This is a genomic window from Pseudoalteromonas shioyasakiensis, from assembly GCF_001550135.1.
Lineage (GTDB): Bacteria > Pseudomonadota > Gammaproteobacteria > Enterobacterales > Alteromonadaceae > Pseudoalteromonas > Pseudoalteromonas shioyasakiensis.
The window spans coordinates 387013-404047 of record NZ_LRUE01000014.1; the positions used below are offsets into that span (position 1 = coordinate 387013).

22 protein-coding genes are annotated in these 17035 nt (G+C 38.9%); 19 read left to right on the forward strand and 3 right to left on the reverse strand.

The window, feature by feature from the left end; genetic code table 11:
- Positions 1 to 88: 88 nt before the first annotated feature.
- The 5 genes from bioB to htpX all read left to right on the forward strand — a co-directional run bounded on the left by bioB (position 89) and on the right by htpX (position 4790).
- A complete protein-coding gene (gene bioB, locus PASHI_RS09025; protein WP_054553903.1) occupies positions 89 to 1129 on the forward strand; it encodes a biotin synthase BioB in 1041 nt (346 codons plus the stop codon).
- A gap of 7 nt (positions 1130 to 1136) precedes the next feature.
- Positions 1137 to 2270 (forward strand): aminotransferase class I/II-fold pyridoxal phosphate-dependent enzyme, encoded by a 1134-nt coding sequence (locus PASHI_RS09030; RefSeq protein WP_062565334.1) that lies wholly within the window; start codon positions 1137 to 1139, stop codon positions 2268 to 2270.
- Positions 2267 to 3064 carry a methyltransferase domain-containing protein gene (locus tag PASHI_RS09035; protein WP_062565335.1) on the forward strand — a complete coding sequence of 266 codons (798 nt, stop codon included), beginning with the start codon at positions 2267 to 2269 and terminating at the stop codon, positions 3062 to 3064. Before PASHI_RS09030 ends, PASHI_RS09035 begins: the two co-directional genes overlap by 4 nt.
- 7 nt (positions 3065 to 3071) lie before the next feature.
- On the forward strand, positions 3072 to 3755 hold the full coding sequence (gene bioD / locus PASHI_RS09040) for a dethiobiotin synthase (RefSeq protein ID WP_062565336.1): 684 nt from the start codon (positions 3072 to 3074) through the stop codon (positions 3753 to 3755).
- A gap of 174 nt (positions 3756 to 3929) precedes the next feature.
- Complete coding sequence (gene htpX / locus PASHI_RS09045; RefSeq protein WP_054561446.1) at positions 3930 to 4790, forward strand: protease HtpX; 861 nt, start codon at positions 3930 to 3932, stop codon at positions 4788 to 4790.
- 37 nt (positions 4791 to 4827) lie between these two features.
- On the opposite strand, the gene PASHI_RS09050 is transcribed toward htpX, so the two are convergent.
- Positions 4828 to 5031 (reverse strand): hypothetical protein, encoded by a 204-nt coding sequence (locus PASHI_RS09050; protein WP_054561447.1) that lies wholly within the window; start codon positions 5029 to 5031, stop codon positions 4828 to 4830.
- A gap of 80 nt (positions 5032 to 5111) precedes the next feature.
- Here PASHI_RS09050 and PASHI_RS09055 point away from each other — a divergent pair, with 80 nt between their 5' ends.
- From PASHI_RS09055 to PASHI_RS09105, 11 genes are all read left to right on the forward strand, one after another.
- The gene (locus tag PASHI_RS09055; RefSeq protein ID WP_062565337.1) at positions 5112 to 5591 is read left to right on the forward strand and encodes a GNAT family N-acetyltransferase; all 480 of its coding nucleotides are present in this window, start codon (positions 5112 to 5114) and stop codon (positions 5589 to 5591) included.
- 82 nt (positions 5592 to 5673) lie between these two features.
- Positions 5674 to 6105: a DUF3859 domain-containing protein gene (locus tag PASHI_RS09060; RefSeq protein WP_062565338.1), complete on the forward strand. Its 432-nt coding sequence runs from the start codon at positions 5674 to 5676 to the stop codon at positions 6103 to 6105.
- Positions 6106 to 6126: 21 nt separating this feature from the next.
- Positions 6127 to 6537 carry a GFA family protein gene (locus tag PASHI_RS09065; RefSeq protein ID WP_062565339.1) on the forward strand — a complete coding sequence of 137 codons (411 nt, stop codon included), beginning with the start codon at positions 6127 to 6129 and terminating at the stop codon, positions 6535 to 6537.
- A 5-nt stretch (positions 6538 to 6542) separates the two neighbouring features.
- Positions 6543 to 6854, forward strand: a complete 312-nt coding sequence (locus PASHI_RS09070) for an antibiotic biosynthesis monooxygenase family protein (RefSeq protein ID WP_062565340.1) — start codon at positions 6543 to 6545, stop codon at positions 6852 to 6854.
- Between the two features lie 257 nt (positions 6855 to 7111).
- Positions 7112 to 7498, forward strand: a complete 387-nt coding sequence (locus PASHI_RS09075; RefSeq protein ID WP_062565341.1) for a group I truncated hemoglobin — start codon at positions 7112 to 7114, stop codon at positions 7496 to 7498.
- Complete coding sequence (locus tag PASHI_RS09080) at positions 7489 to 8373, forward strand: GGDEF domain-containing protein (RefSeq protein WP_062565342.1); 885 nt, start codon at positions 7489 to 7491, stop codon at positions 8371 to 8373. Before PASHI_RS09075 ends, PASHI_RS09080 begins: the two co-directional genes overlap by 10 nt.
- 294 nt (positions 8374 to 8667) lie before the next feature.
- The gene (locus PASHI_RS09085) at positions 8668 to 9054 is read left to right on the forward strand and encodes a hypothetical protein (RefSeq protein ID WP_062565343.1); all 387 of its coding nucleotides are present in this window, start codon (positions 8668 to 8670) and stop codon (positions 9052 to 9054) included.
- 195 nt (positions 9055 to 9249) lie between these two features.
- Positions 9250 to 9765 (forward strand): hypothetical protein, encoded by a 516-nt coding sequence (locus PASHI_RS09090; RefSeq protein ID WP_062565344.1) that lies wholly within the window; start codon positions 9250 to 9252, stop codon positions 9763 to 9765.
- Positions 9766 to 9868: 103 nt separating this feature from the next.
- Positions 9869 to 10297: a hypothetical protein gene (locus PASHI_RS09095; protein ID WP_062565345.1), complete on the forward strand. Its 429-nt coding sequence runs from the start codon at positions 9869 to 9871 to the stop codon at positions 10295 to 10297.
- Between the two features lie 70 nt (positions 10298 to 10367).
- Positions 10368 to 10676, forward strand: a complete 309-nt coding sequence (locus PASHI_RS09100; RefSeq protein WP_062565346.1) for a HEAT repeat domain-containing protein — start codon at positions 10368 to 10370, stop codon at positions 10674 to 10676.
- 49 nt (positions 10677 to 10725) lie between these two features.
- Positions 10726 to 10962, forward strand: coding sequence for a hypothetical protein (locus PASHI_RS09105; protein ID WP_062565347.1), 237 nt, complete (start codon positions 10726 to 10728; stop codon positions 10960 to 10962).
- A 528-nt stretch (positions 10963 to 11490) separates the two neighbouring features.
- On the opposite strand, the gene PASHI_RS09110 is transcribed toward PASHI_RS09105, so the two are convergent.
- Both PASHI_RS09110 and PASHI_RS09115 read right to left on the reverse strand, forming a co-directional pair.
- A complete protein-coding gene (locus PASHI_RS09110) occupies positions 11491 to 12699 on the reverse strand; it encodes a porin (protein ID WP_062565348.1) in 1209 nt (402 codons plus the stop codon).
- Between the two features lie 171 nt (positions 12700 to 12870).
- Positions 12871 to 13392, reverse strand: coding sequence for a TetR/AcrR family transcriptional regulator (locus PASHI_RS09115; protein ID WP_062565349.1), 522 nt, complete (start codon positions 13390 to 13392; stop codon positions 12871 to 12873).
- A gap of 206 nt (positions 13393 to 13598) precedes the next feature.
- Between PASHI_RS09115 and PASHI_RS09120 the strand changes: the two genes are divergently transcribed.
- The 3 genes from PASHI_RS09120 (at position 13599) to PASHI_RS09130 (ending at position 16966) form a co-directional block, all read left to right on the forward strand.
- A complete protein-coding gene (locus PASHI_RS09120; RefSeq protein ID WP_082401562.1) occupies positions 13599 to 15185 on the forward strand; it encodes an ABC-F family ATPase in 1587 nt (528 codons plus the stop codon).
- Positions 15186 to 15333: 148 nt separating this feature from the next.
- The gene (gene purE / locus PASHI_RS09125; RefSeq protein ID WP_054553887.1) at positions 15334 to 15816 is read left to right on the forward strand and encodes a 5-(carboxyamino)imidazole ribonucleotide mutase; all 483 of its coding nucleotides are present in this window, start codon (positions 15334 to 15336) and stop codon (positions 15814 to 15816) included.
- A 1-nt stretch (position 15817) separates the two neighbouring features.
- Positions 15818 to 16966, forward strand: coding sequence for a 5-(carboxyamino)imidazole ribonucleotide synthase (locus PASHI_RS09130; protein WP_062565350.1), 1149 nt, complete (start codon positions 15818 to 15820; stop codon positions 16964 to 16966).
- The last annotated feature ends 69 nt before the right edge of the window (positions 16967 to 17035 follow it).

The window sequence follows — 17035 nt, forward strand, 5'->3', positions numbered from 1 at the left end:
TATATCGCTTCAGTTCGTTGACAATGTTACGTCAAGTCGTAGACTAAGCCAATCAAACCGTCCCAATAATTTAAAAAAAGAGACTATTATGGAGCACGCAGTTGTCCGTCACGATTGGACTCACCAAGAAGTAAAAGCATTATTCGAAATGCCGTTCAATGATTTGTTATTTAAAGCGGCCAGTGTGCATCGTGAAAACTTCAATCCAAATGAAGTACAAATTTCTACTTTGTTATCGATTAAAACCGGTGCTTGCCCAGAAGATTGCAAATATTGTCCTCAGTCAGGTCATTATAAAACAGACTTAGACCGTGAACGCCTTATGGAAGTAGAAAAAGTGGTTGAGCAAGCGCGTGTTGCCAAAGAAAAAGGCGCAACCCGTTTTTGTATGGGTGCTGCGTGGTCTGATCCGAAAGAACGTGACATGCCTTATATTTCAAAAATGGTAAAAGAGGTTAAAGAGCTAGGCCTTGAAACCTGTATGACCCTTGGCATGCTAGATAACGAAAAAGCCCATGCATTAAAAGACGCGGGCCTTGATTATTACAACCATAACTTAGATACATCACCTGAGTATTACCAGCAGATCATTACAACCCGTACTTACCAAGACCGTTTAAACACTATCGATAACGTGCGTGATGCCGGCATGAAAGTATGCTCTGGCGGTATTGTAGGTATGGGCGAGCAGGCTGCTGACCGTTTTGGTTTATTAATGCAATTAGCTAATTTGCCGCAGCAGCCAGAGAGTGTGCCAATTAATATGTTGGTTAAGGTTAAAGGCACGCCACTTGAAGATGTCGAAGACTTAGACCACTTTGAGTTTATTCGTACCATTGCTGTTGCACGTATAATGATGCCGAAAAGCTATGTTCGTTTATCAGCTGGTCGTACGGCGATGAATGAACAAATGCAATCTATGTGTTTCTTTGCTGGTGCTAATTCAATTTTCTACGGTGATAAACTACTGACTACAGAAAACCCTGAAGCAGACGCTGACATGATGCTGATTAAAAAATTAGGTATGAACCCAGAAACCCGTGAAGATTATTCTGATGAAGCGGTTGCAGCATCACTTTCATCAAAAGTTGCTGATAAAGCAACATCAGAACTATTTTACGAAGCGTAATATTTAAATGGCTTTTGATTTTATTGCCGAGCATCTTGTTGAGCGACAAGCAGATGCATTACTGAGAAAGCGCCAACTTGTTGAGCAATCAAGTGGGCGCTTTATTCAGGTTGCAGGTAAACAGTATTTAAATTTTGCCAGTAATGACTACCTTGGCTTTGCTGATGATTTTATTGAAATACAAGCGCAGCATCTAGGTAGCCACAGTTCAGCATTAGTGAATGGTTATAATAAACCACAACAACAGCTTGAACAGCGTTTATGTGAGTTATTAGGCTATGAAAGCGCCATGTTATTTAGCAGCGGGTTTAGTGCCAATAGCAGCGTATTAAAAGCGTTGTTTCAAGATAAAAGCGTGGCGCAATCATCGGCAATTTTTCAAGATAAGCTTAATCATGCCAGCCTAATCGATGGTGGCCTTCATTCTGCCGCTGCCATGGTGCGGTTTAATCATAACGACCTTAGGCACTTAGAATCTCGGTTACAAAAGTCAAAAGCAAAGCATAAGCTCATAGTGAGCGAAGGGGTGTTTTCGATGGATGGCGATCAAGCCCCCATTGAAGCGCTCTGTAAACTTGCTAAACAATACAATGCGTGGTTGATGATTGACGACGCCCATGGCTTTGGCGTATTAGGCGAGCAAGGCTTAGGGAGTTGTGAGGTAATCAAGCCTGATTTACTGATCATCACCTTTGGCAAGGCACTAGCAAGTAGTGGTGCTTGCCTGCTTGCATCAAAGAAAATGATTCATTACATGCTGCAGTTTAATCGTGAATACATTTATTCAACGGCAATGTCACCACTGATGGCAAGTTGTACTCTTGAACGACTCGAAAAGTTACTAAAAGCAGATAAGAGACGCTCTCAGCTTTCAGAGAATATTGCCTACTTTAGAGCGCTTGCCAAAGAGCATAACTTAGCATTAATGGAATCAACAACGGCTATTCAGCCTTTGGTATTGGGCGATGCAGAACACACGCTTACCGTTGCTAATAAGCTTAAAGAGAAAGGCGTGTGGTTAACCGCTATTAGACCGCCAACGGTGCCTTTTAATACGGCACGACTTAGAGTCACCATAAGTAGCGCACATCAAGCTGACGATATAAAACAGCTTGTTGATTCGCTAGTGGAGTGTTTATGAGTGTTCAACTGCAAGCGCCTTTGAGCTTTCAACACAGTAATAAGCTAACAACACAAACTAAGTTCTCTAAAGCGGCTGCAAATTACGCGAGCCATGCTAATGTTCAAAAACAAGCGGCTGCGCACTTATTCAAAATGATGGCCAGTAAACATCAGCAGGGTACTTGCCTTGATTTAGGTGCTGGGCCTTTAGTTAACACGGCAATGCTTAAAACACACTTTGATACTGTATTAGCAATGGATTTAAGTCATTCCATGCTAAGCGCAGAGCAAAACCCGCATTGTTTAAAAGTGTGTGCTGATATGGATAACCTACCATTACAGCAAAATTCGCTAGATTGTGTGTTTAGTAATTTTGCAATGCAATGGTCTGCTGATTTAAAAGGGCTACTTAAAAGTCTTTTTTACTCCCTAAAAGCAGGCGGCAAGGTTTATTTAAGCTGTGTTGTAGATGGATCCCTTACAGAAATCAAACAGGCTTTTGCTTGTTTAGATGAGCAAAACCATATTAATCAGTTTCATGGTGCTAGTCATATTATTGAGTATGCAAAATTGGCGGGGTTTAAACTGAACTTTGCAGCTGATAGATGTTATATAGATGCCTATAACTCTCCATTAGAAGCACTGCGTTCAATAAAAGCAATTGGTGCTACATCATTGCAAACTAAGCAAAAACGCCAAGGGTTATTAACAAGGCAGGCACTTAATAGTGTTTGTAGAGCATACCCTCTGGTTGATGGGCATGCTAGAGTGAGCTATCAAGTTGTCCTTTTAGAACTAGAAAAAAAGAATTAACTCAAAAATGAAAGAATTTTTTATCACGGGTACAGACACCGATGCCGGAAAAACCCATGTCACTAGTTTATTATTAAACTTACTAGCGCAACATAAACAGCGTGCGGTGGGTTTTAAACCTATTGCAGCAGGTGCAGAAGAAGCATTTGGTCAGCTAGTGAATGATGATGCATTAACCTTAATGGAAAGCTCATCAATTGGGGTTAAGTATAATATTGTTAACCCCTTTACCTATGAGCCACCCATTGCACCGCATATTGCAGCTGCCCAAGTAGGTGACAGACTGACATTTGATAAGCTCGATACTGCTTATGCAAATGTAAAAGCACTCAATACCGATTATATTCTTACAGAAGGTGCAGGCGGTTGGTGTTTACCTATAAACGAAACCGATTTACTCAGCGATTGGGTTAAGTCACAAAACCTTAATGTTGTGCTAGTAGTAGGCATGAAGCTTGGTTGCCTTAATCACGCACTACTGACAGCGGCTCACTTTAAAGCGCTCGGTGTAAATTGTGTGGGTTGGATAGCAAATCATGTAGACCCAAACATGCGTGAACAAGAGGCCAATTTAGAAACACTAAAATCAGCATTACCTTTCCCGCTTTTAGCGATTAGTCCGTATACAGACGGCACCCCTAAATTAAAAATTTACAAAACCTTACTTGAAATTTTATCTATCAACCCATAATAATTGAGTTGTTACTTTTGACATACTCTGTCACAATTGGTTGCAATTAGTTCCTTGCAACCAATTGCATAAGCCCTAAACTTAGTTGGTAGAACACCCAGATAATTTTATTAACTAACGATTTTTAACCATGTCGTTAGTTAATACAATTGGTATGTTTATTCTGAGGTTTTTATGAAGCGTGTATTTTTGTTTCTACTTACAAACTTAGCGGTAATGCTAGTGTTAGGTATTGTGTTGTCTATTGTGATGAGCGTACTGGGTATTAGCCATCGCAGTTTAGGCGGCATTTTAGTTATCTCAACTGTATTTGGTTTTGGTGGCTCGTTTATTTCGTTATTTATGTCGAAATGGATGGCAAAAAAATCAACCGGTGCACATGTTATTGAACAGCCTCGTTCTGAAACAGAACAATGGTTAGTTTCGACGGTAGCTGCGCAAGCGAAAAAAGCAGGTATCGCGATGCCAGAAGTGGCTATTTACGATAGTCCTGAAATGAACGCATTTGCGACTGGTCCAAGTAAGAACAACTCGCTGGTGGCTGTGAGCACAGGTTTATTACACAACATGAATCAAGATCAAGCTGAGGCGGTATTGGCTCATGAGGTATCCCACATTGCAAATGGTGACATGGTAACGCTTACTCTTATTCAAGGTGTAGTGAATACCTTTGTTATCTTTATGGCGAAAGTATTGGCAGGTATTGTTGATAACTTCCTTAATAGTGATGAGGAAGAGGGCGGTAGTAGCTGGACTTACTTCTTGTTCGATATGATTTTCCAAATGTTATTTGGTGTTCTAGCAAGTGTGATTGTTGCTTACTATAGCCGTAAACGCGAATTCTCTGCGGATGCTGGTGCAGCTAAATTAGTTGGTGCAGATAAAATGCGTAGCGCCCTTGAGCGTTTAAAACAAAACCACCCATCACAACTAGAAGGTTCAATGATGGCGTTTGGTATTGCAAGCGGTAAAGGTGTTGCTGAATTATTCTCATCTCACCCACCACTTGATGAGCGTATTAACGCATTACGTTAATCTTAAAAACGAAAAAGCCAGCTGATGCTGGCTTTTTTTATTGTTGGTTTTTCTCTCGCTCGAGTTGTTGTGGCAATAACACCTCAACAATTTCACGGGCCGGTAAGGTATACCTTACACCATCGAACATCACAGATGTGTGTTCATCAATACTGGTGATCCCTGTTAAGGTCCAGCCTTCACCGCGCTCTTTACAGTAAACTGTAGTGGTAGGTTGAATTACTTTAAATTCTTCACTCATCGAACTTAATCTAATTGCTTGAAATTGCGTTTATAGTAAGACAATAATGCCAGCTCATAAAGCAAAAAGAAGAAATTAACGTGTCTAACCACGATGACTTAGCCTTTGACTTACGCCCAATTCGTCATAGAGATTGCCAAGCGATATGGGATATTTTAAAGGATCCCCAAGTGCAAACATTTAACGATTACGATGCTGATATAACGAAAGGTAACGTGTACGACTTTATTCAAGGCGACATAGAACGTTTTTATAATCAACAAGGCATTCGTTTAGTTATTGTTTTACGAAGTAGTGGGCAGGTTATTGGCAGCGTAGGCATATTTAACATAATTGACGGGCAGGGCATGTTGGGGTTTGAGTTATCGTCACAATACTTTGGCAAAGGAATAATGCAAAAGGTACTAGATATGCTATTTGAAAAACTCACGACCTTTGTACCTGCTCCGCTAAACAGTGTGTTAGCTTTAGTTAACCAAAATAACAGCGCCAGTATTAAACTTTTAACTAAATGTGGTTTTCAAGAACATGACGCACATTGGGTAAAATACGTTAGTTAATTACTATAATAGTACAATCTTGTTCTGCTAGGGTTGCTACTATAAAATAGCGCCTCATTATTAAAAAGGAGCGCTTGCAGCTATGGCAAAAGCCAAACCAATTACCAGTATTGAAAGTTACGGCATTTACAGTCATTGGGATGCAAAAGATAAAGACCTGCCTCAAATTACCGAATTTACAACAGACGTTCCTGCACAGTTAGATATTGAATTTGGTTTTATTGTTAATATTAAAAAGGCCAAAGGACAAAAAATTAAATTTTGTGTTTACCATCCAGATATTCCAGATGAAGATGGCGAGATCATGCCACCATTTGAGGGTGAACAGTACGTTAAAACAAACGATTGGCAGTTTTATTTAGGTGATACGATATGGGCACCTGTTGATAATAAAGTTGGTATTTGGCGCATGACTATTGAGTTAAATGGCCATATAATTGCTGATAAATCCTTTAATTTATTAAAGGAAGCCGAAGGCACTGCCACTGAGTTTTGGAAGCATCGCGGTTATTAATCTTTAAACCTGAGAGGGGCTATGTATCAAGGAAGTTGTTTGTGCAGCAAAGTAAAAGTAACTATTGCTGGTGGCATAGACTCAATTATTCATTGTCATTGCTCTTTATGTCGTAAAAATTCCGGCACAGCCTACGCCACCAATGGCTTTATTCAACGAGATGGTTTTAACCTCACAGAAGGTAAGCAGCATCTAAGCGCGTTTGAATTTAAACCCGGCAGAATTCGCTATTTTTGTAGCTGTTGTGGCTCGCCTATTTATAGCGAGAATAAAGATGATCCAAGCCGCTTACGTATTCGTTTAGGTTTATTAGATAGCGATATAAACGAGCGTCCGCTCAGTCATAACTTTGTAAGCTCTAAAGCAAATTGGGATACATTTGACGAAGAAATTCCATGTTATGATGGTTTTGAACCAAGTAGAGGGAAGTAACAGCTATGATAGCGAATACACCAAAACCCCCTTATTACGCCGTGATTTTTACGAATACCTTATCGGATGATACCGCCGGTTATGAAGACGTGGCCAATAGAATGGTGGAACTTGCAGAGCAACAACCCGGGTATTTAGGTATGGAGTCTGTTCGTGATGGTTTGGGTATTACGGTGTCGTATTGGCAAAGCTTAGATGCAATAAAAGCCTGGAAACAAAACGTTGAGCACTTAAACGCCCAGCAGCTCGGCAGAGACAAATGGTACAGTGCGTTTACAACGCGTATTGCTAAAGTAGAACGTGATTATTCGTTGTGATAGTCATTAATGATAAAAAGAACACATCATACTATATTGGGGTGAATTTCAATCTCAGCTTATCTTTAGATTTAAGATTTTTAATCAACAGGTATTGTGTGTAAGAGGGGCTAATAATATTCACGTGCAACAAATGAGAATAATCCCATTATTTGCTTATTCAAAAAATGCAAAATCTCTTTTCCTTTCTATAATTTAAATATCAATAGCTTGCAGACTTTATTGTCATCTTTTGTGGTGCCTTATTAGCTAGTTAAATGTTTATCGATAATACAGGACTCGGTGTGGAATCTTCTTTGTTTATCAAATACGGTGGTTTTTCTCGAATTTATATCGTCATAGAAAAGTTTTATGACAATATTTTGAAGTCAGAAACCCTTAATACACATTTTAAAAATACCAATATGGAAAGGCTGATTCATCATCAAACAAGTTTTATCTCATCTTTAATGGGTGGACCTGATTACATCAGTGATGAACAGCTAGCACAAGCCCATAAAAATTTAGGTATTAATCTTAAAGATTGGCAAGAAATGATAAATATCTTGTCGCTTACATTTTCTGAACAAGGAATATCAGAAGATGACGCGAAGCAAGTCATAGCTAAGCTTGAAACAAAACGAGACTTTATCGTATGTCATTAGAACAAAACTACGCGGATTATTCTGTTTTAAATTATTTGCAGTTACCTGTCGTTGTTTTTTCGGCTAATGAACACAAGGAAGTATTTCAAAACAACTCATTTCAACTTGTTGCACAGCATTATCTAAATGCATCGAACAATCCAACTAACAGAGGCTTAGTACAATTAATTATTTCAAAATTATTAGAAATTGATACTGATAAGCTTGAAGTAGAAATTAATGATGCTTCATATCGTCATATATTTAGGTTTACTGCCAATGTAGTAGGTGAGCACGTCATTGTTGAAGTTGAGGATATAACCGAACTTAAGAGAAACCAGTTTTTGTTTAACAGAACAAATTCATTGTTAGAAGACTACAGTAAGCAAATGTTTGAACTCGCCCATACTGACCAACTAACAAATGTGCCAAATAGGCGAGCCTTGTTTGCAAAATTCAGTCAATTACAATCAAATCATAAAGATTTTAGTTGTACTGTTTCTCTTATCGATCTTGATCACTTTAAGCGTTTTAATGATTCATTTGGCCATGATTTTGGCGACCAAGTATTAGTCACATTTGCGAAGCATGTAAAAGATAGTATTGATGATACGTGTTACTTTGCAAGACTTGGCGGCGAAGAGTTTTGCCTTATCCAAATAAACAATAAAGACACGGTTTGTTTTGCCAATACCGAAAAACTACTACAAACAACTAAGACCATAAAGCTAATGACACCTGATAATTCAAATATAGGCATGTCGTTTAGCGCAGGTGTTGCTGTGTATGGTAAAGATGGCATTTCACTTGATGAGCTTTTGAATAATGCTGATAAAGCACTTTATTTTGCTAAAGAGAATGGCCGTTCGCGTGTAGTAAAGTTTGAAGGTGCTTAAAGCGCTAAATTGATTACTGTTACTTAATACATTTTAGATTCGCTTAAAGATTAACATCTAACTTTGCAGCTCTCCTATCTATCTCTATATACCTAACACGTAAAGGTTATGTTCAAAAGTTAAGTATTAACCATCACTCGGTTTATCTGAAATTAGTGCCTTCTATTGTAAAGCTTTCTTTTGCCTAGCAATTAGTTAATTAGTCTGGTAGAAAGTAATAATAAAAAAGCGAATTTTCATGTTTAAATAAACACGCTACTAGTTAGCTATAAGCATATTTTTGGGCTTGGGATTATGTGTATCAACCTAGATTCATTTGAAGTTTTTAATCTTGTGTTGGGGAGCTGTTCAAGTTTACCTGATGGATATCATGAAAAAGGGAGTGTTAGTTATCATATTCAAGGTTCAATTATCAAATGTATATCTGTACGTTTAAGTGAATTTTACTCTAGAGGTGAAATTTATACTGGCGATTTGTTAGTTAATGAAGAAGTTGTTGCTATGAACCCACAATTTCAACCTGAAACTATTACGCATAAGTTCTCTAACCAAACTGACTATCGGGACGATGGGGTTGAAGTGAATTATCAATTTAAAGTTGAAAACGTTAATATTGAATTTAGCTGGCATTGGCTTGCTGATAAATTAGCGCCAAACTATATCTGTATTGAAATTGATTAGTGTAAAATATGCTAACAAGCTAATTAATGAAGACAAATATTGGTTATCAGCTTTTATTTACTATGTATCCTTTGCAAGAAACTAGAAATATATTTGATAATTAAATGCTGTTGAAAAGTAGCTAAAGTAGATGTCACTTAGGCTGTTACATGCCTTAGAATAGATTTTCGCTTCTTAAGCTTTACAGGACTGACTATGAGTCTGGAAAAAGGAATCCATATTAGAGAACTTCATAATTTTTTTAATCATATCTTCGAATATGATGTTTCAGTTTATGAAGCGTATTCAGATTTTGATAGTGACCTGAAACATTTTTCCTCTTTAAATGAAATAAAAGATTACGTTACTTATAGACTTCAGAAAACTGAAGACCATCACAAAGATATAAATTTATCATTACATTATAGAGATTCTTGCGGCCAAGTATTTATTGAAAAGCACGCCCTCAACGCAGATAAGTGTAATGGTGCCAAATACCGATATACCAGCGATGGATGGGGCATTATTAACTTTAACGTATTAATTGAAGGCGACTATTTTTGTTTGTTTTGCTTACACTGTCGTTGTGAAAAAGAGGCGAAGGACTGGGAAGATACATTTCCTGAATTTGGTAATCCTAGTTCTTGGGATTGGAAAAAAGTAAATTATCATATTAATAGACTTACCAAGTCTTATAAAAATATTCATAAAAAGCTAGCAGTAAAACTCTAAATAGACCGTGCTCTAGGGCTATTTTAGTATGCATTGTATTCATTCTTCACTTTGTTTAGTCTATTATTTATAGCTTGTTATTTGAGCATTAGGTTTCAATATTATGAATAAATGGAAATTCCTTCGTTTTGCTTTAATAACCTGTGTAGCAGTCTCATCTCTATTTACACCGCTTGAGCCGAAGGCTAACCCGGCTATCAATTTGAGTGCATTAGGTGTTATTTTTGTATTTACCTTTTTGGCTCTTTTATTTGTTGTTGGCATGCAAGTTGTTAATCCACCATCAACAAAGGTATGGCACAAGCCAGATTGGAATCGCAATCCATTCAGCTTGGAAGATCCAATACAGTTCTTTCATCTTGCTGCGTATATAATGCTTGTTCAAGGCGCTGTTGTTTTATTTCGGTTGCTTCTCTCAAGTATTCCATTTTACTTAGAAAACTTAGTCCCGTTCATTATAGGGGCTGGCGCACTAATTGGAATCAAGCTTGCTATGCTTTTTTTTAGGGTGAAGTATGCTGAAAACACCTAACAACAGAATTAGAACGTTCATTATGATGCGGTTATTTAGCTACCCTATATGTATTACGAAGAGTTGAATAATGAATGAAATAATGGACCAACTGAGAGACAAGAAATCCCAAAAACGTCGTTCAGCAGCTAAGAAGTTGCGGAAGCTAAAAGATATTAACGCTGGTCCGTATTTATTGGCTGCGCTTGAGAATGAACTCAATGATGAAAGGACTTGGGAAACACAGTATCTGATGATCATGGCTATAGGTGAATGTGATTATAAGCCAGCATTGCCATTTTTAAATGGACTCGTAAAGCAAGATAATAAAGCAACTATGCTTTACGTCGCTATTGGAGATGCAATAGTAAGACTTTCTACAGAGAGCTACAATATTTAAGCTTATTGATATTGGCAATGAGGCACTCATTGAAGGGGCTTTTCGAGCAATGGCTATGCTAAAAATGATACCGGGTGATAGTGAGATAGAAAAAATTATCAATTACGTTGCTGCAAAAGATTTGAACCAAGGTATTCATTTTTGGGTCGTAGCAGCAGCTCCAGGGTGGTCAGGATCAATAGTAGAAGAATGCTTAAATTATTGTGAAAGGTCACCGCGTGAAGAAATCACCAACGCTGTTGCTCTGGCACGTAAGGGAAAGTACAAGAAATGGAGTCCACTGTAAGATGAAAAGGAGTAAATACGCCTTAACGCGTAGCTACCTAGCATCATTTTTAATTTTATTTAGTGGCGGAGTCAATGCAGTTGTTGAGCTAGAAATACTTAAAATGAACGGCTAATAGGGTAGTTATAATCTTTATAACAAGTTTAAGCCAAACGTTTTATGACTTGGCATCATACAGTTCCAAAAAACACTCAATATTTGTTTAACTTAAGTGTGCTTAATGTAACTAGCATCACACCAATAGCAAAGCCCATTACTAAACCTCCCGATAAATCGGAACTAACACCAAATACCGTATCCGATTCTCTGACATTTGTTAGCCAGTGAAAGAGCATGAACGAAACGCTAGAAATTGAAGAAAGTAGAATTAGCTTTACCTTGTTAGACACAACAACCTCAAATATTGACGTATTTTAGTTTTATGGTTGTTAAGTAATAGCAGACGTTGATTGATATTGCGAACAATCTTGAAAGTGTGCAATTGGATTAGAAAAAAGCCCACAATAGTGGGCTTAGTGTTTATCGTAACTACAAAGTGTAATTAAAACCAATGGCAATACCGTCATCTTCGGTTTGTGACATCTGTGCTTCTTGATCAGCGTCATTACTCGAGAAGTCGCTAAAATCTTTACGAGCTTCAATATATAAAATGGTGTCTTCTGCCATAAAGTAGTGCGCACCAATTACTGCAAATTGGCGTTTAAACACATCTTCAGGGTCGGCATTAAAGTTCGGCTGAATAACATAGTCACTACCTGCATCAAAAACGTTATAAGCAACAAAAGTACGTATGTCATTATCAAAGCGGTAGCTTAAAATTGACTCTAAACCAACAGCATCTTTTATTAAGCGGCCTAAGTTGTCGGTATCGTGGTTTTCGTTTTTATTTATATTCGCTGATGCATACCAACCCGGTTTATAAAAATCACCATAGGTAATGCCCATACCATAAATTAAATCGTTTACTGATTGATTTCTGCCACCTGCGTACACAATATCGAACTGGCCACGGTTAACACCAGCAGTGACTTTTAAATTAGGGCTAACCGAGTAGGTGAGTGCGGCGCCATAAGTCGAGTTAAATTCTACTTTTTGTGCAGCATTATTGCCTTGGTTCCAAAGTACTTCACAAGAGCTTCTTGAAATATCAACGATGTCGCAGGTATAAAATTCATCAGATTTTAGCTGTGCCTGAAGAGCAAGATGAAAATCACCCCAGGTATTACGATACTGCAGTACTTTATCGCCGCGGCCTGTGCCATTTACAGCTCCATCATCTTTATTGTAGGTATAAACACCTGCAGCATTACCATCCCACACTAAGCTGTAGTTGGTGTTATAAACAACGTCGTACCATGCGCCCCATTGTTTACCTAATGTAACTTGGCCGTAATCGTCATGTTTAAGGCCAACATAGCCTAAGCGGTTATATAAAAACTCATCTTGAATTGATTCAAAGCGATTGCTGTATACGATATCGCTGCTACCAACAGGGTTTACACCCCATTCAAGTAAAGCAAACGCTTGCCAGCCGTTCTTTAATTGGCGCTTAAAATCAAAATTAATGCGTGATGCACCGTTTACTACCTCAGTTTCGCCTTGCGTATTAATCACCCTTGCATCGATAAAGCCACCAACAGTAACGCTATTGGTTTGATCGTTATAGATCTCTATGGCATTGGCTGTAGGTATGGCAAGCATGCCTGCAACAAATAAGGCAGTGTGTGTTCTTTTCATAAAGTACCTTGATTAAATATTGTCCCTAATAGGTATAATTTAGTTAAGGAACGGAGATTATCAAAGCTAAAATAGGGTCAAAAGTGAAAAATTATCATGCAACAAACCGACTTTGAGGAAAAATTATTCACTTTAGGTTCACTATATCGAATTATCAATGAGTTACTGAGCCTAAAAAACAGACACTTTCTGGCTTAGCGTTCTGAGCATAAGTTTAGTATTTGGGGTTTCGGCGCCTAAGCCATACAACAAGGTCATAAAATAGCAGTCGAGCAATATAGCTGCTTTCACTTTATTAAATTGCGGTTGGTCGGCAAAAACTAATGATTGAATTAATTCCATGTGTTGTTGTTGGAATGCTTGCGAAAACAATCGCTGGCTAAAGAGCACTTTATAAAAGCGGTGATGTAAACAATAAAACTGATAAAAATATTGTGCGTAATGATTAATCTTTAAGCGAGCAGGGCGGTGAATATCGGTTTCTTTTGCGCGCTCCAACACATCATTAAATTTGTCTTCGAGGCAGGCTTCTAAAATAGCCACTTTATCAGCAAAATGATTAAACAAGGTGCCAACCGCTATGTTGCTTGCTGCTGAAATTTGCCGCGTAGAGGTATCGTTAAACCCTTGCTCAGTAAAGAGTCGCCAAGCCGCCTCTAAAATACGTTGTTGAGTATCGCCATGTTTGCTCATTTTTAACCTGCTGTTTTTATTTGGTTATTTTAAAAGTGAGCGTGCTCATATACATATATGAGCACGCTCATTAAAGGTAGTCGCTAGGTGTGAGCTTGTAAAATTAGCCTGTGTATTTAATTAAACTTTCATGGCGTGCCAAGCGGCTTTAGTTTAAAATTGCCCGCAGTTTCGTTTTTACTTTTTACCCGCTGGAGGGTACCGCTATCATTAGTACAGCTAATATCACCATGCAATTTGGTGCTAAACCTTTATTCGAAAATATCTCAGCAAAATTTGGCGATGGTAACCGTTACGGTTTAATCGGTGCGAATGGCTGTGGTAAATCAACCTTCATGAAAATCCTAAGTGGTGAACTAGAGCCATCTTCAGGCAATGTCAGCACAGATCCAAACGAGCGTATTGCTAAACTAAACCAAGACCAGTTTGCTTACGAAGAGTTTTCTGTAATCGACACAGTGATCATGGGACATAAAGAGCTGTGGGAAGTAAAAAAAGAACGTGACCGTATTTACAGCTTACCTGAGATGAGCGAAGAAGACGGTATGCGTGTAGCAGATCTAGAAACTGAGTTTGCCGAAATGGATGGTTACTCAGCAGAAGCTAAAGCCGGTGAGTTACTAATTGGTGTAGGTATTGGCACAGAGCAACACTACGGCCCTATGTCTGAAATTGCACCAGGTTTTAAACTGCGTGTGTTACTTGCGCAGGTACTATTTTCTGATCCAGATATCATGCTACTCGATGAGCCTACCAATAACTTGGACATTTACACCATCAAGTGGCTAGAAGACGTACTAAACCAGCGTGACTGTACCATGATCATCATTTCGCACGACCGTCACTTCTTAAACTCAGTTTGTACACACATGGCCGACATCGATTACGGTGAGCTTCGTATTTACCCAGGTAATTACGATGAGTACATGTTTGCTGCAACGCAAGCTCGTGAGCGTCTACTAAGCGAAAATGCCAAGAAGAAAAGCCAAATTGCCGAACTTCAACAGTTCGTATCGCGCTTCTCTGCGAACGCTTCAAAAGCAAAGCAAGCAACATCACGTGCTAAACAAATTGATAAAATTCAGCTTGAAGAAGTTAAAGCATCTTCTCGCCAAAGCCCGTTTATTCGTTTTGAGCAAGAAAAACAGTTATTCCGTAATGCCTTAGAACTAACAAATTTAACACAAGGCTTTGAAGAAACATTATTCAGTGGCCTTGAAGGCCTAGTTGAAGTAGGTGAGCGTATTGCAATCATCGGTGAGAACGGTGTTGGTAAAACCACACTATTAAATACTCTTGCTGGTCGTTTAGCACCGAAGCAAGGTGAATTTAAATGGTCTGATAACGCTAATATCGGTTATTACGCTCAAGACCATGCTGACGAGTTCGAACAAGACATGAACTTATTTGAGTGGATGGAACAATGGCAACAAGAAGGTGACGACGAACAAGTTGTTCGTAGTTTCTTAGGTCGTATGCTGTTTTCACAAAACGATATCAAAAAGTCAGTAAAAGTGATTTCAGGCGGTGAGCAAGGCCGTATGCTGTTTGGCAAAATTATGATGCATAAACCAAACATCTTATTAATGGATGAGCCAACCAACCACATGGATATGGAATCTATCGAAGCGCTTAACTTAGCACTTGAAGCATACGAAGGGACATTATTGTTCGTATCACACGATAGACAATTTGTATCATCGCTTGCAAACCGTATTTGGGAAATCAAAGACGGCAAAGTTATCGACTTTAAAGGTACATATACTGAGTACCTAGCAAGCAAAGAAGCTTAATTAGCTGATGAGTGATTAAAAGCCATGCATGTCATGGCTTTTTTGTGCTTCTAGAGTCGCATCTTGATGTGAGTTAGGTATATAATACCCGCCACAAAATAAGGACAAAAGTCCGCTTTTTAGAAAACTATTTAACTGAGGTGTATTTATGACTGTTGGCATTATTATGGGTTCCAAATCAGACTGGCCAACGATGGAACATGCGGCGTTAATGCTAGAAAAATTCGGCATTGAATACGAAACTAAAGTTGTTTCTGCTCACCGTACCCCTCAATTACTTGCTGACTATGCAAGCTCAGCTGCAGATCGCGGCATTAAAATTATTATCGCAGGCGCCGGTGGTGCTGCGCACTTACCAGGTATGGCTGCGGCGTTTACATCACTGCCAGTTTTAGGTGTACCAGTTAAGTCTAAAACACTAAATGGTGTTGATTCGTTATTATCTATCTGCCAAATGCCTAAAGGTGTTGCGGTAGGTACTCTTGCTATTGGTGAAGCAGGCGCTGCAAATGCTGGCCTTTTAGCGGCACAAATTTTAGGTTGCCAACAGCCTGAAATCTTCGCAAAAGTTGAAGCTTTCCGTAAAGAACAAACAGACACTATCTTAGCTAACCCTAATCCTGCAGAGTAATATGAATATTCTAATTTTAGGTGCAGGTCAGTTAGCTCGCATGATGAGCTTAGCGGGTGCACCGCTTGATTTAAATGTTGTTGCCTACGATGTGGGTAGTGAAAAAATCATTCATCCATTAACTGGTGAAGTTCAAAACAGTACATTACAACAAGCTATTAATAACGCAGACGCGATTACAGCAGAGTTTGAACACATTCCTGATGATGTACTTACACTCTGTTGTCAAAGCAATAAGTTTTATCCGGGTAAAGCGGCAATTAAAACAGGTGGCGATCGCGCACTTGAAAAAGCATTACTTGATAAAACAAATGTTGAATGCGCGCCTTACCAATTAATTACAGAAAAAGCACACCTTATTGCTGCTGTAGAGCGTTTAGGCAAGCCGCTTGTGATCAAAACTTGCCAAGCGGGTTACGATGGTAAAGGGCAGTGGCGCTTAAAGTCTGATGATCAAATTGACCAAATTTGGTCAGAAATGGCAGATTTCATAGCATCAGGTACCGAAACTGCGCCGCATTCTATTATCGCTGAAAAGATGATCCCATTTGACCGTGAAGTATCTATCATTGGTGCACGCGACAAAGCGGGTAACACCGTTATTTATCCATTGACTGAAAACCAACACACCAATGGTGTACTTACGCTTTCAGTTGCGGGTAAAGAAAAAGCTGCGATTCAAGAGCAAGCTGAACTGGCATTCAACAAGCTTGCGCAAGAGCTTGACTATGTGGGTGTATTAGCAATTGAGTTTTTTGATGTACAAGGTACGTTATTAGTAAACGAAATTGCACCACGCGTTCATAACTCTGGTCACTGGACACAGCAGGGTACACATTGCTCACAGTTCGAAAACCACATGCGCGCTGTTGCAGGTTTACCATTAGGTAGTACAGAGTGTCTTCGTCCTACTGCTATGATCAACGTATTAGGTCAGCCTTCAATCCCACACTCAGTACTAGCAACGCAAGACGTTACAAGTCACTGGTATGGTAAAACGGCTAAACCGGGTCGTAAGATGGGTCATATCAATGTATCGGCCGATAACCTTCACCAATTAGGTGAGCGTTTAGCGGCACTGGCTGAAATTTTGCCAGAGCAAGACTACCCAGGAGTAGCTGATACCAGCACTCAACTTATTTTAAACTAATTAGTTTAAATTCTTAAAAGCCGAGTTTATCTCGGCTTTTTAATCACTATTATTTATCCACAAACTTCG

Excerpts from the sequence above, each read along its gene's own strand:
- bioB (WP_054553903.1), top strand. The coding sequence starts at position 89 with ATGGAGCACGCAGTTGTCCGTCACGATTGGACTCACCAAGAAGTAAAA.
- PASHI_RS09030 (WP_062565334.1), top strand. The coding sequence starts at position 1,137 with ATGGCTTTTGATTTTATTGCCGAGCATCTTGTTGAGCGACAAGCAGAT.
- PASHI_RS09035 (WP_062565335.1), top strand. The coding sequence starts at position 2,267 with ATGAGTGTTCAACTGCAAGCGCCTTTGAGCTTTCAACACAGTAATAAG.
- bioD (WP_062565336.1), top strand. The coding sequence starts at position 3,072 with ATGAAAGAATTTTTTATCACGGGTACAGACACCGATGCCGGAAAAACC.
- htpX (WP_054561446.1), top strand. The coding sequence starts at position 3,930 with ATGAAGCGTGTATTTTTGTTTCTACTTACAAACTTAGCGGTAATGCTA.
- PASHI_RS09050 (WP_054561447.1), bottom strand. The coding sequence starts at position 5,031 with ATGAGTGAAGAATTTAAAGTAATTCAACCTACCACTACAGTTTACTGT.
- PASHI_RS09060 (WP_062565338.1), top strand. The coding sequence starts at position 5,674 with ATGGCAAAAGCCAAACCAATTACCAGTATTGAAAGTTACGGCATTTAC.
- PASHI_RS09065 (WP_062565339.1), top strand. The coding sequence starts at position 6,127 with ATGTATCAAGGAAGTTGTTTGTGCAGCAAAGTAAAAGTAACTATTGCT.
- PASHI_RS09070 (WP_062565340.1), top strand. The coding sequence starts at position 6,543 with ATGATAGCGAATACACCAAAACCCCCTTATTACGCCGTGATTTTTACG.
- PASHI_RS09075 (WP_062565341.1), top strand. The coding sequence starts at position 7,112 with ATGTTTATCGATAATACAGGACTCGGTGTGGAATCTTCTTTGTTTATC.
- PASHI_RS09080 (WP_062565342.1), top strand. The coding sequence starts at position 7,489 with ATGTCATTAGAACAAAACTACGCGGATTATTCTGTTTTAAATTATTTG.
- PASHI_RS09085 (WP_062565343.1), top strand. The coding sequence starts at position 8,668 with ATGTGTATCAACCTAGATTCATTTGAAGTTTTTAATCTTGTGTTGGGG.
- PASHI_RS09090 (WP_062565344.1), top strand. The coding sequence starts at position 9,250 with ATGAGTCTGGAAAAAGGAATCCATATTAGAGAACTTCATAATTTTTTT.
- PASHI_RS09095 (WP_062565345.1), top strand. The coding sequence starts at position 9,869 with ATGAATAAATGGAAATTCCTTCGTTTTGCTTTAATAACCTGTGTAGCA.
- PASHI_RS09100 (WP_062565346.1), top strand. The coding sequence starts at position 10,368 with ATGAATGAAATAATGGACCAACTGAGAGACAAGAAATCCCAAAAACGT.
- PASHI_RS09105 (WP_062565347.1), top strand. The coding sequence starts at position 10,726 with ATGGCTATGCTAAAAATGATACCGGGTGATAGTGAGATAGAAAAAATT.
- PASHI_RS09110 (WP_062565348.1), bottom strand. The coding sequence starts at position 12,699 with ATGAAAAGAACACACACTGCCTTATTTGTTGCAGGCATGCTTGCCATA.
- PASHI_RS09115 (WP_062565349.1), bottom strand. The coding sequence starts at position 13,392 with ATGAGCAAACATGGCGATACTCAACAACGTATTTTAGAGGCGGCTTGG.
- purE (WP_054553887.1), top strand. The coding sequence starts at position 15,334 with ATGACTGTTGGCATTATTATGGGTTCCAAATCAGACTGGCCAACGATG.
- PASHI_RS09130 (WP_062565350.1), top strand. The coding sequence starts at position 15,818 with ATGAATATTCTAATTTTAGGTGCAGGTCAGTTAGCTCGCATGATGAGC.